Below are 12,406 nucleotides of genomic sequence, written 5' to 3'. Positions count from 1 at the left end.
ATGAACGGTGACGACGTCATCGCCCTCTATGAGTCGATCTCGCAATTGACCAACGAGATGCTGTCGGCCGCCCGTGCCGGCGACTGGGATCTGCTGGCAGCATTGGAAGCCCAGTGCGGCAAGCACATCGCCAGCCTGCGCGACAGCGAGGAAAACATCACCCTGCCTGAGCCGCTGCGCCATCGCAAGGTCGACATCATCAAGAAAATCCTGGAAGACGACCGCGACATCCGCAATCTCACCGAACCGGGACTGCGCAAGCTGTCGGCGCTGATCCAGAGCAACCAGACCGAACAGAAGCTCCTCAATACCTACGGCATGGGTAGTTGACCATGTTGCCGCGGGCCGATATCGCCAGCGCCGTCCAGCCCGTCAATCCTGTCGAAGCGGCCACGGCCGTCGTTTCGGTTGCTGATGCCCGGCAGGAAGCCTTCAGCCGCCTGGCCCAGATTGCGATCGGCCAGCAGATGTCGGGCCGCATCCTCTCCAACTTCAACGACGGTACCTTCCTGGTGCGCATCGCCAATACGGCGGCGCGCATGGTGCTGCCCAACAGCGCCCAGGTCGGCGACACCCTGACCCTGACGCTGGTCTCCAAGGATCCGCGTCCGACCTTCTCGGTCAATGAAGGCAGCATCCGTCCCGACGAGGAAAGTGCATCGGTCGCCTTGAGCACCGCCGGCCGCGCGATGCAGAAGGACCTCAAGTCGCTGCAGTTCGTCACCCGTGACGAAAGCGGTGCCGGACAGATCGCCCAGAACGAGGACATCGCCGATGCCCAGGCCAAGGGTGCGCGCCAGGGGCAGTCCGGCCCGCCCGCCAGCAGCACTACCACCCTCAGCAACGCCGGCCGTCTCATCGACACGCTGCTGCACGCGTCGCAACAAGGCGACGTCACCGATCACATCAATGCGGCCACACCCTTGCTGCCCAAGGCCGGCGTCCCTGTCGACCAGATGGCCTCGGCCCTGAAGGATGCCATTGCCCACAGCGGAGTCTTCTATGAATCGCACGTCGCTGCCTGGGCCGCCGGCCAGCGCCCGGCCGACGAACTGATGAAGGAACCGCAAGCCCAGGTCGCGGCGCGCCAGGGCGGCAACATCAACCTGCTCAGCGACAGCGACCCCGCCCAGAACCAGTTGGGGCAGATCATCAATCTCCAGCTCAATGCACTGGAACAGCAGCGTGTGGTCTGGCACGGCGAAGTCTGGCCGGGCCAGAAGATGGAATGGGAAATCAACCAGGAACATGGCCAGGACTCCCCGAAACAGGGTGCCACCGACGACGAAAACGCCCCCACCTGGCACAGCGTGGTGCGCTTCAACTTCGCCCACCTGGGCAGCGTCTCGGCTTCGATCCGCCTGATCGGCCAGCAGATCCACGTGCAGGTCAAGGCGGACAATGACGCTGCCACCGCAGCCCTGCGCGGCAACACCGGCCTGTTTGCCAATGCCATGGCGGCAGCAGGCACCTCTCTCGACTCCCTGATCGTCAAGCAAGCCGATGGAGAAACCTAATATTCCGCTGCAAAATGCCGTGGCCCTGGCCTACAACGCCAGCCAGGCAGCCCCCCAGGTAGTGGCCAAGGGCCGCGGCCTGGTGGCCGAAGCCATCATCGCGCGGGCGCGTGATGCCGGCGTCTACGTTCATGAATCGAAGGAACTGGTCTCGCTGCTGATGCAGGTCGAACTGGACCAGCAAATCCCCCCCGCCCTGTACCGCACTGTCGCCGAATTGCTGGCCTGGCTATATCGTATTGAAAATATGCAATTAAGCGGGTCAGTGATGTATGATACAGGGTCAAACTATTCCAATAATTCCTCTGGGGAAAGCGATCCTACTCGCTGAATTCCGACGTACACGACGCACAGATGGCTAACAACGACGAGATCGACGACGACAGCCCATACCGGGTTCATTCACGGCGGGAGATCATTGCCCTGCTGACCAGCATGATGGAGAAAAACCAGCTCCTGAGCCTGCTGATCAAGGGCGGATCCGAGTCCGTGATCACTTCCATTCTGGAAGTCGATGCCGATGACGACTCGCTCATCATCGACGCGGCTCCCAGCGCCATGCTCAACGAGAGCATCGTGGCCAGCAAGCGCATCGGCTTCGAAGCCTTGTACAACAGCATCCGCATCACCTTCAACGTGGACGGCGCACGGCAGGTGGAGTATCAGAGCCGCCCGGCGCTGAAGGTCGGCATTCCGGAAAGCCTGGTGCGCCTGCAGCGCCGTGAGTATTTCCGCATCCCGACTCCGATCGCCAAGCCTCTGCGCTGCACCTTCCGCATCACGCAAGCAGACGGCTCCTTCGTCACGGTGGTCACGCTGCTCAACAACATCAGCGCCGGCGGCGTCGGCATCACCGACGAGAAGAAGCTGCTGCCCACTACCCCGGGCGCCATGTATGAAGACTGCCAGCTCGAACTGGGAGATAACACCCTGGTCTCGGTCAAGCTGCAGGTGCGCGACTGCAAGGAGTTCAAGATGACCAACGGCAAGGTCGTCAATCGCTTCGGCTGCCAGTTCATCGACATCCCGCGCACCGTCCTGGCGGCCATCCAACGCTTCATCACCAAGCTGGAACGCGAACAGAACGCCAAGGCCTCGGGCATGATGTAATTCTACGCCGCTTCCCGGCGCGCCCATGAAAAAACACCCCAGCAACCGGAAACCGGTTCTGGGGTGTTTTTTCATGGAAGGACGAGCAACAATCCAGCCCGCCCCACAGCAGAAAACTTCACACCTGCATGGTCATGATGTCGCGGTAGGCCGAAACCAGCTTGTTGCGCACCTGGATGCTGGTCTGGAAGGAGATGCTGGCCTTCTGGGAAGCGATCATCACATCCGACAGATTCACGCTGTCATCCCCCATGGCAAAGGCCTGCGACATCTTGGCGGCTTTTGCCTGGGAATCATTGACCTGGTCAATCGCGCCCTTGAGCACGTCGGCGAAGTCCACGCGCTGCGCCGGCTTCTCCGCCGCGACGCCGCTCTGGACCGGGTCCACGCCACCCTGGGCGCGGGCTGCCGCAGCCTTCAGCTGGGCCACCATTGCCTCGATCTTGCTGGTATCAATCACACTGTCGATTGCCATCTGCCACCTCTTGAGTTCATTTTGCCGCTTGGCAAAAGCACAATACGCACCTTCGCCATCTACAGCAGCACCTTAACACTGCTGCATTGACAAATCGCACCAATAAGCGGGGAATTTGCCATTCTGTTCGGGCGATCAAATTCTTCCTGCCAACGGACAATCCACACTGAGCAAAAAACCTCACAAAGGTAGGCAGTGATCAAAGTCTTTATCAAGCTGGCAATCGAGGGAACGCCAGAGGGGAAATCATGGCGGTAGCAGCCGACGGCACGATGACCGGCGAACCCAACAATCCGGGCGAACTCGGCAATATTGAGGGTATGCCCCAAGGGCAGGCCGCCCAAGGCGGCGTGATGGGCTACGCCCGTTCGCCGCAGGGCAAGCGCATTCTGCTCATCATTGCCGCCGCCGCCACGCTGGCGCTGATGGCGGGCATCTGGCTGTGGAGCCAGAAGGTCGAGTACCGCGTCCTGTTCGCCAATTTCAACGACCGCGATGGCGGAGCCATCGTGGCCTCGCTGCAGCAGATGAACGTGCCCTACAAGTATTCGGACGGCGGCACGGCCATCCTGGTCCCCGAGAACATGGTGCATGACGCTCGCCTGAAGCTGGCCTCGCAAGGCCTGCCCAAGGGCGGCAACGTCGGTTTCGAACTGATGGAAAACCAGAAGCTGGGCATTTCCCAGTTCCTGGAGCAGGTCAACTTCCAGCGCGCGCTGGAAGGCGAACTGGCACGCTCGGTACAATCGCTGGCTTCGGTGCAGACCGCCCGTGTTCACCTGGCCCTGCCCAAGGCCTCGGTGTTCGTCCGCGACCAGCAGAAGCCGACCGCCTCGGTGATCCTCAGCCTCTACCCAGGCCGCTTCCTGGACCAGCAGCAAGTCAGCGCCATCGTCCATCTGGTGGCCAGCAGCGTGCCTGAGCTCTCGCCCAAGGCCGTGACCATCGTCGACCAGAACGGCAATCTGCTCTCCGACACCACCAAGCAAGCCCAGACCAACACGCTCGACCCGACCCAGCTGAAGTATGTCCAGGACATGCAGCAGGACATCGTCAAGCGCGTCGAGTCCATCATCGCCCCCATCGTCGGCAACGGCAACGTCCGCGCCGAGGCCACGGCTGATGTCGATTTCTCCCGCAGCGAGCAGGCCTCCGAGGCCTACAAGCCCAACCAGACGCGCGACACCGCTGCCGTGCGCAGCAAGCAGAGCAGCGAGGCCAACAGCGCGACCTCGGGTACCTCGGGCATTCCGGGTGCATTGACCAACCAGCCCCCTGCCCCTGCCACCGCGCCGATCGTCAACCCGGCAGTGGCCAATGGTGCGGCCAACCAGAACGGTACGGCGGCCACGCCCAACGGCGCAGCACCGACCCCCGCGGCCAGCGGCAATTCGCGCAAGGACGAGACCATCAACTACGAGGTCGACAAGACCGTGCGCTACACCCAGCAACCCATGGGTGGCGTGCGCCGCCTGACGGTGGCCGTGGTGGTGAACTACAAGCGTACCCTGGACAATACCGGCAAGATCGTGATGCGCCCGCTGACCGAGGCCGAGCGCAACCAGATCACCGACCTGGTCAAGGAAGCGATGGGTTACAACAAGGATCGCGGCGACTCGCTCAACGTGGTCAATACCCAGTTCAGCACCGACATGGAACCGGAAGTGCCGCTGTGGAAGCAGCCAGGCATGATCGAACTGGCCAAGGAAATCGGCAAATACGTGCTGGTGGCCGCGGTCCTGCTGTTCCTCTACTTCCGCGTGCTGCGCCCGATCGTCTGGAAGCTGTCGGGCCGCGAAGAGCGCGAGCGCCTGGCCAAGGAAAAGGCCGAGGCCGAGGCCGCCGCCGCTGCCGCAGCGGTTGCCGCCGGCTTCGATCCGGACGATCCGGACGCCATCGTCAACCTCTCCGGCGAGCCGGCAGTCGACGAACGTGCACAGTACAAGGCCAACCTGGAAACCGCCAAGCAGTGGGCCAAGAATGATCCGAAGCTGGTGGCAAGCATCATCAAGTCATGGGTGAACAATGAGTAACGACGGCGTTCAGAAAGGTGCCATCCTCATGCTCGCCTTGGGCGAGGATGAGGCCGCCGAAGTCATGAAATACCTGGGCCCGAAAGAGGTCCAGAAGTTGGGCGCGGCCATGTCGGCCCTGCGCAACGTCAGCTTCGAGGAAATCAACGAAGTGCTGGAAGCCTTCGTCGCCGAAACCGGCCAGGCCTCGTCGCTGGGGCTGGATTCGGATGAATACATCCGCAGCGTGCTGACCAAGGCGCTGGGCGACGACAAGGCCACTTCCCTGCTCAACCGCATCCTGGGCGGGCGCGATGCCTCCGGTATCGAAAGCCTCAAGTGGATGGACGCGCAGTCGGTGGCCGAGCTCATCCGCAACGAACACCCGCAGATCATCGCCACCATCCTGGTCCACCTGGAGCGCGACCATGCCTGCGGCATCATCAACAATTTCACGGAACGTTTGCGCAACGACGTCATCCTTCGTATTGCAACCCTGGACGGCGTGCAGCCGGCCGCGTTGCGCGAACTCAACGACGTGTTGACCAAGCTGCTGACCGGCAACGAAAGCCTCAAGAAACAACAGATGGGCGGTATCCGCACCGCGGCCGAGATCCTCAACTTCATGTCGGGCGAGAACGAGACCGCGGTGATGAACAACCTGCGTTCCTACGACGAGGACATGGCGCAGAAGATCATGGACGAAATGTTCGTCTTCGAGAACATCATCGACATCGACGGCCGCGGCATCCAGCTGCTGCTGCGCGAAGTCCAGTCCGAGTCGCTGATCGTGGCGCTGAAGGGTGCCTCGCAAGGCCTGCGCGACAAGATCTTCGCCAACATGTCGCAGCGTGCGGCCGAGATGATGAAGGAAGACCTGGAATCCAAGGGACCGGTGCGCCTGTCCGAAGTCGATGCGCAACAGAAGGCCATCCTGCAGATCGTGCGCCGCCTGGCCGACGAAGGCCAGATCGTGCTGGGTGCCAAGGGCGAGGACGCGTTCGTCTGATGCGTTTGAGGCAGATGCAGGGTGCCGTCGGCATGCCGGCCTGAGGAGTCAAAGAAGCCATGCGTGCAAAGATCATTCCCAAGGAAGAGATGACGCCCTACCAGCGATGGGAGCTGGCGTCCTTCAACGAAGAACCCGAACCGGAGCCGCAGCCCGAAATGCTGCCCGAGGAAGAAGAATTCCTCGAAGAGCCGCCACCGGTCCCGCAACTGACAGCCGAACAGCTTGATGCCATCCGCGAGGCCGCCCGCCAGGAAGGTTTTGCCGAGGGCCGCGAACACGGCCTGCAGGCTGGCCGCTCCGAAGGCTACGTCGCCGGGCTCCAGCAAGGCCAGCAGGAAGTCAACGAAATCATCCAGCACTTCCGCCAGATCGCAGTCAATTTCAGCACCGAAGTCTCACAGTGCAGTGAAAAGATGGCCCCCGAACTGCTGGACCTGGCGCTGGACCTGGCCAAATCCATGCTCAAGACAGCCCTGAACGTGCGTCCCGAACTGATTCTGCCGACCGTCAGCGCGGCCATCCACGCCTTGCCGGTGCTGCAGCTGCCGGCCAGCCTGACGCTGCATCCCGAAGATGCCGCCCTGGTGCGCAAACACCTGGGCGAGGAACTGGCCCAGCAAGGCTGGAAGATCGAGGAAGACGCCCATCTCGACCGCGGCGGCTGCCGTGTCGAAACCCGCACCAACCAGATCGATGCCACCACCCCGACGCGCTGGCAGCGCCTGGGCGAGTCGCTGTCCAAGCAGCTCGACTGGCTGGAATGATTCATCCGAAGTGATAGTTACCTGAACGGGAGACCCGCATGAACTCCCCGATGCCTTCCCATAGCAGCCTGTGGCAAGCCTACCTGCACAACTGTCGCAGCCTGGTCGCCATGGCCGAGCCTACCCGCACGGCCGGGCGCATCACGCGCGTAGCCGGCCTGGTGATGGAAGCGGTCGGACTGAAGCTTCCTGTGGGCAGCCCCTGCAACGTCCCGCTGCCCAACGGCACGATGATCGAAGCGGAAGTCGTCGGCTTCCAGGATGAACGTTTGTTCCTGATGCCGCAGAGCGATGTCGAAGGCATCGTCCCTGGCACCCGCGTCTATCCGGTCGAACCGGTGCGCCCTCCTCCGCGCACCGGCCCCATCAGCTTCACTCCGCGCCGCGTCGACGAGCACAGCCGTCGCCTGCCGGTCGGCGACGAGCTGCTGGGCCGCGTGCTCGACGGAGCCGGCCGCCCGCTCGACAATCTCGGCCCCCTGCATACCGAACGCTCGGCCCCGCTGGCCGTGCGTGCGGCAAACCCGCTGGGACGCGCGCCCATCCGCGACATTCTGGATACCGGCATTCGTGCGATCAACACCATGCTCACCGTCGGCCGTGGCCAGCGCATGGGCCTGTTCGCCGGTTCCGGCGTGGGCAAGAGCGTGCTGCTGGGCATGATGGCGCGCTATACCAGCGCCGATGTGATCGTGGTCGGACTGATCGGCGAACGCGGCCGCGAAGTGAAGGAATTCATCGAACAGATTCTGGGTGCCGAAGGGCTGGCGCGCTCGGTCGTGGTGGCGGCGCCCGCCGACACGCCGCCGCTGATGCGCCTGCAGGGCGCTGCGTACTGCACCTCCATCGCCGAGTATTTCCGCGATCAGGGCAAGGATGTGCTGCTGATCATGGATTCGCTGACCCGTTACGCCATGGCCCAGCGCGAAATCGCCCTGGCCATCGGCGAACCGCCTGCCACCAAGGGCTACCCGCCTTCCGTGTTCGCCAAGCTGCCGGCCCTGGTGGAACGCGCCGGCAATGGCGATGAAGGCGGCGGCTCCATCACCGCCTTCTACACCGTGCTGACCGAAGGCGACGACCAGCAGGACCCGATCGCCGACGCCGCCCGCGCCATCCTGGACGGCCACATCGTGCTGAACCGCCAGTTGGCCGAGGCTGGCCACTATCCTGCCATCGATATCGAACAATCCATCAGCCGTGCCATGCACAGCATCACGGATGCCGACCATCAGCGGCGTTCGCGGCATCTGAAGCAATTGTATTCACGTTTCCAGCGCAACCGCGACCTCATCAGCGTCGGCGCGTACGCCGCCGGCAGCGACCCCGTGCTGGATGAAGCTATTGCCTTGTTGCCAAGAATGGAGTCCTTTTTGCAGCAGGGCATCCATGAGCAGGCCGATGTATCAGAGAGCTTGAGGCAACTTACCGCTCTATTCGGGTGATTGAGCGCGCATCCTCAAAAATATAATCAGAGTGATCATGGCTACTCCCTCCGCACTTGATACGCTGATTGAATTGGCGACCAAAGAAACCGACGAAGCGACCAAACGCCTCGGCCGGGCTATTCGCGTGAGTGAAGAAGCACAACAGAAGCTGGGGATCCTGCAGCAATACCGCGACGATTACGCCGCGCGCTTCCAGGAAACCCTGACCAATGGCCTGACCGCGCTGGCGTATCGCAACTTCCAGCTGTTCCTGGAAAAGATCGACAATGCCATCGATGGCCAGGTCAACGTGGTGCAAAGCAGCCAGCAGCGCGTGGCCGAGGCCCGTACCGCATGGCAGGCCTGCGAGCGCAAGCGCATGTCCTACGACACACTGGCCACGCGGGCGCGCGACCAGGAAATGCACAAGGAAAACAAGCGCGACCAGAAGTCCATGGACGAGCATGCCGCCCGCATCAGCTTCTACAAGCGCTGACCGCTGAAGCAGCCAGCCAGGCAAGACCGAACCGAACGCGCGCAAGTACAGAATCGCAACCAGCATCCAGAGCAGCAGACCGCATTTACCGACAGGCCACCATCATGAACACTTCCCTGCCGCTGTTGAACGTGATCACCGGCTCCCAGGCCGCCACGGGTTCGCGCTCGGGCAATCCTGCCGACAGCTTCTCGGCCGATGTGCCTTTCAACCAGGTCCTCAACAGCCAGGTCAGCACGCGCGTACAGGACAACCAGGCGCAGGCGCGCCAGGCCCAGCAGAATGCCGACACCCAGGCGGCCAATGCCCAGGCTGCCGCCAAGCAGGCCGCTGCCAATCAGCAATCCCAGACTGCCGCCAACAATGCCAGCAAGAGCGCCGCCAACGATGGCAGCGACCAGAGCAGCCAGGTCAGCGACAAGGATGAAGACGAGGACAGCAGCGACACCGCCACCCAGGCCTCGGCTGAATTGCTGGCTCTGGTCGCCAACATCGCCCAGAACGCCGTCAAGCCGGCCGCCGATGGCAAGGCCAAGGGTGACGGCAGCGCAGCCGACCTGCTGGCCCAGGGCAAGCGCGGCAGCGGCAAGCTGTCCCTGAGCGATCAGCAGCAAGCCCTGGCGGACGACAAGCAAGGCAAGGTCGACCCGGCCGCCCTGCAGGATGCCCTGGCCGCCGCCAAGGGCAAGCAGGATGCCGCCGCCAGCGAACTGGCCCGCAAGAGCAATGCCGAGGCCAACCCGGCTCCGCAGGCGAGCAATACGAAGGACGCCAAGCCCGCCATCGACCTGGGTGCTGCCGCCAAGGCCGAACCCAAGGACGATGCCAGCGCCCTCACCGCCCGCGCCCAACTGAACAAGGCCACGCCCGAGCTCGCCGCTCCGGCCGCCAAGCAGGATGCCGCCTCGGCCGCGCCGACCCCGGTGGTGCTGCCAGCCATGCAGCAAGCCGCTGTCGCCAGCCAGCCGCAGGCCGTGTTCACCCCGGCCTACAGCGACAAGATCCAGTCCAACGTCGGCAGTGCCGGCTGGAATCAGGCCCTGGGCACCAAGATCACCTGGATGGCCACGGCGGGCATGCAAAGCGCCTCGCTAAGCCTGAATCCGCCCGACCTCGGCCCGATGCAGGTGGTGCTGAACGTGCACAACCAGCAAGCCGACGCTACCTTCATCACCGCCCAGCCCGAAGTGAAGCAGGCGCTGGAAGCGGCCATGCCCAAGCTGCGTGAAATGATGGACCAGGCCGGCATCCAGCTCGGACAGGCCAATGTCCAGACCGGCATGCCCAATCAGCAGCAAGGTGCCGGCAACGGTCAGCAGCAGGCGCGCAGTGGTTCTTCCGGCAGCTTCGGCAAGGAGCAGGAGGCCGATGTGGCCGTCAACGGCACGGCCACCGCGACGGCGACCACCAGCGGACTCGGCCTGGTCGACACCTTCGCATAAGCGGCGGGCCCCGGAAACCTTAAAAATCAAGCAATTTTCGTCTGTGCAAGACTCAACAATGTGATTTGCCTGCCGATAAGCAGATAACGTCGCATACCGCGCTGACGAACTGAAAGGAACAGTAGATGGCAACAAAAGGAAAAGCCCCGGCCAAGGGAGCTGAAGCAGATGCAGCACCGGCAAAATCCAGCAAGAAGATGCTGTTCATCATCGTGGGCGCAGTGCTGGTGCTGGTCATCGGCGGTGCTGCAGCGTTCTTCATGATGGGTGGCAAGGGCAAGAAGGGTGATGATCACGCTGAAGAGAAGGTTGAAGCCAAGGCACCGACCTTCGTGGTGATCGAACCCTTCGTGGTGAACCTGCAGCAGGAAACCGGCGACCAGTACCTGCAAGTGGCAATGACCCTGCAAGTGCCGGACGGCCAGACCGCTGAAGCCCTCAAACTGTACATGCCGCAAGTACGCAGCCGCCTGCTGATGGTGCTGTCCAGCAAGAAGGCCTCGGAGCTGCTCACCAGCGAAGGCAAGCGCCGCCTGACCGACGAGATCATCGACCAACTGGGCGAACCGTTCTCGGGCAAGGGCAAGGGACCGCAGATCACCGACGTGTTCTACACCTCGTTCGTGATCCAACAGCAGTAACACCGTATCGAAGTCAGAGATCGTCGACCATGGCCGAGCATTTTCTATCACAGGAAGAAGTCGATGCCCTTTTGAAGGGCGTGACGGGAGATGAAGACGAAGAAAAAATCGTCGAAGAAGCTCCTGGTACGGTACGTACCTACAACCTGGCCACGCAGGAACGCATCGTGCGCGGGCGCATGCCCACGCTGGAAATCATCAACGAGCGTTTCGCGCGTCTGTTCCGCATCGGCTTGTTCAACTTCATTCACCGTACCGCCGAAATCTCGGTCGGTCCGGTGAAGGTGTCCAAGTACAGTGAATTCATCCGCAACCTGGTGGTGCCAACCAACCTGAACCTGGTGCACATCAAGCCCTTCCGTGGCATCGGGCTGGTGGTGTTCGACCCGCAGTTCGTGTTCATGCTGGTGGACAACATGTTCGGCGGCGATGGCCGCTTCCACACCCGCATCGAAGGCCGCGAATTCACGCCCACCGAGCAGCGCATCATCATGCGCGTGCTGGAGATCACCTTCGAGACCTACGCCAAGTCGTGGGAACCGATCTATCCGATCGAATTCGAGTTCATTCGCTCGGAAATGAATACGCAGTTCGCCAACATCGCCACGCCCAACGAAGTGGTGGTCTCGACCACCTTCACCGTCGAGCTGGGACCGGTGTCGGGCGAGATTCACATCTGCACGCCCTATTCGATGATCGAACCGGTGCGTGACCGCCTCACCAGCAGCATGCAAGGCGAGGCGCTGGAAGTGGACAAGCGCTGGATCCGCCTGATGAAGCAGCAGATCCAGACGGCCGAGGTCGAACTGATCGTCAATTTCGGCACCGCCCGAGTCAATTTCACCGATCTGCTGCACATGCAGGTCGGCGACGTCATTCCGCTGCAGACCAATACGACCGTCGAGGCACAGGTTGACGGCGTACCGGTGATGGAATGCAGCTACGGCCAGTCCAATGGCCAATACGCCTTGCGCGTTGAAAAACTGCTGTCCATCACCCATCAAGAAACACCGGAAAGCTTTCAAGGAGATTAGTAATGGCTGATGAGAACGTAGCAGGCGCAGGCGCAGCGGAAGACGATCCGTGGGGCGCGGCCATGGCCGAGCAAACCGAGGCTGAAGAGGCGCAGAAAAAAGGCGAGATGGAAGACGAGAAAGGCATCACCGCAGCCCCTGCGATGGCCACCGTCTTCAAGGACCTGAGCGCCGCCGATATCAAGACCAACACTCCCAACGATATCGACTTCATCCTCGACATCCCGGTGCAGCTGACCGTGGAACTGGGCCGCACCAAGATCGCCATCAAGAACCTGCTGCAACTGGCGCAAGGCTCGGTGGTGGAACTGGACGGCATGGCCGGTGAACCGATGGACGTGCTGGTCAACGGCTGCCTGATCGCCCAAGGCGAAGTGGTGGTGGTCAATGACAAGTTCGGTATCCGCCTGACCGACATCATCACGCCGGCAGAACGCATCCGCAAGCTCAACCGCTGAGCGGGATGGCTTGAGTTT

14 protein-coding genes are annotated in these 12,406 nt (G+C 62.2%); 13 read left to right on the top strand and 1 reads right to left on the bottom strand.

What is annotated here, in order from left to right; genetic code table 11:
• Genes ACWFUC_RS15605 through ACWFUC_RS15590 form a run of 4 tightly spaced genes read left to right on the top strand, consistent with a single transcriptional unit; the run spans position 1 to position 2,627 of the window.
• The gene (locus ACWFUC_RS15605; protein ID WP_034332793.1) at positions 1-330 is read left to right on the top strand and encodes a flagellar protein FliT; all 330 of its coding nucleotides are present in this window, start codon (positions 1-3) and stop codon (positions 328-330) included.
• A 2-nt stretch (positions 331-332) separates the two neighbouring features.
• A complete protein-coding gene (fliK, locus tag ACWFUC_RS15600; RefSeq protein WP_121039766.1) occupies positions 333-1,517 on the top strand; it encodes a flagellar hook-length control protein FliK in 1,185 nt (394 codons plus the stop codon).
• Complete coding sequence (locus ACWFUC_RS15595; protein WP_034332781.1) at positions 1,504-1,848, top strand: EscU/YscU/HrcU family type III secretion system export apparatus switch protein; 345 nt, start codon at positions 1,504-1,506, stop codon at positions 1,846-1,848. The genes fliK and ACWFUC_RS15595 overlap by 14 nt, the downstream gene beginning before the upstream one ends.
• Positions 1,849-1,871: 23 nt before the next feature.
• Positions 1,872-2,627: a flagellar brake protein gene (locus ACWFUC_RS15590; RefSeq protein ID WP_121039763.1), complete on the top strand. Its 756-nt coding sequence runs from the start codon at positions 1,872-1,874 to the stop codon at positions 2,625-2,627.
• Between the two features lie 118 nt (positions 2,628-2,745).
• On the opposite strand, the gene fliE is transcribed toward ACWFUC_RS15590, so the two are convergent.
• Complete coding sequence (fliE, locus tag ACWFUC_RS15585) at positions 2,746-3,102, bottom strand: flagellar hook-basal body complex protein FliE (RefSeq protein WP_039788439.1); 357 nt, start codon at positions 3,100-3,102, stop codon at positions 2,746-2,748.
• 248 nt (positions 3,103-3,350) lie between these two features.
• On the opposite strand from fliE, the gene fliF reads away from it, so the two are divergent.
• The 9 genes from fliF (at position 3,351) to fliN (ending at position 12,388) form a co-directional block, all read left to right on the top strand.
• Positions 3,351-5,135, top strand: a complete 1,785-nt coding sequence (gene fliF / locus ACWFUC_RS15580; protein WP_121039760.1) for a flagellar basal-body MS-ring/collar protein FliF — start codon at positions 3,351-3,353, stop codon at positions 5,133-5,135.
• Positions 5,128-6,123 carry a flagellar motor switch protein FliG gene (gene fliG / locus ACWFUC_RS15575; protein WP_034338562.1) on the top strand — a complete coding sequence of 332 codons (996 nt, stop codon included), beginning with the start codon at positions 5,128-5,130 and terminating at the stop codon, positions 6,121-6,123. Before fliF ends, fliG begins: the two co-directional genes overlap by 8 nt.
• A 59-nt stretch (positions 6,124-6,182) precedes the next feature.
• The gene (gene fliH, locus ACWFUC_RS15570) at positions 6,183-6,890 is read left to right on the top strand and encodes a flagellar assembly protein FliH (RefSeq protein ID WP_039788445.1); all 708 of its coding nucleotides are present in this window, start codon (positions 6,183-6,185) and stop codon (positions 6,888-6,890) included.
• Between the two features lie 38 nt (positions 6,891-6,928).
• Positions 6,929-8,335: a flagellar protein export ATPase FliI gene (fliI, locus tag ACWFUC_RS15565; protein ID WP_121039755.1), complete on the top strand. Its 1,407-nt coding sequence runs from the start codon at positions 6,929-6,931 to the stop codon at positions 8,333-8,335.
• A 37-nt stretch (positions 8,336-8,372) separates the two neighbouring features.
• Positions 8,373-8,813: a flagellar export protein FliJ gene (gene fliJ / locus ACWFUC_RS15560; protein WP_489637209.1), complete on the top strand. Its 441-nt coding sequence runs from the start codon at positions 8,373-8,375 to the stop codon at positions 8,811-8,813.
• A 104-nt stretch (positions 8,814-8,917) separates the two neighbouring features.
• On the top strand, positions 8,918-10,255 hold the full coding sequence (locus ACWFUC_RS15555) for a flagellar hook-length control protein FliK (protein ID WP_489625361.1): 1,338 nt from the start codon (positions 8,918-8,920) through the stop codon (positions 10,253-10,255).
• Positions 10,256-10,380: 125 nt separating this feature from the next.
• The gene (gene fliL, locus ACWFUC_RS15550; protein WP_121039749.1) at positions 10,381-10,896 is read left to right on the top strand and encodes a flagellar basal body-associated protein FliL; all 516 of its coding nucleotides are present in this window, start codon (positions 10,381-10,383) and stop codon (positions 10,894-10,896) included.
• 29 nt (positions 10,897-10,925) lie between these two features.
• The gene (gene fliM / locus ACWFUC_RS15545) at positions 10,926-11,930 is read left to right on the top strand and encodes a flagellar motor switch protein FliM (RefSeq protein ID WP_017450944.1); all 1,005 of its coding nucleotides are present in this window, start codon (positions 10,926-10,928) and stop codon (positions 11,928-11,930) included.
• A gap of 2 nt (positions 11,931-11,932) precedes the next feature.
• The gene (gene fliN, locus ACWFUC_RS15540; protein ID WP_121039746.1) at positions 11,933-12,388 is read left to right on the top strand and encodes a flagellar motor switch protein FliN; all 456 of its coding nucleotides are present in this window, start codon (positions 11,933-11,935) and stop codon (positions 12,386-12,388) included.
• Positions 12,389-12,406 lie beyond the last annotated feature (18 nt).

It is taken from the genome of Herbaspirillum sp. Her4 (assembly GCF_057961335.1).
Note: the sequence above shows the minus strand (reverse complement) of the source record. Positions and strands in the feature narration are given on the sequence as shown.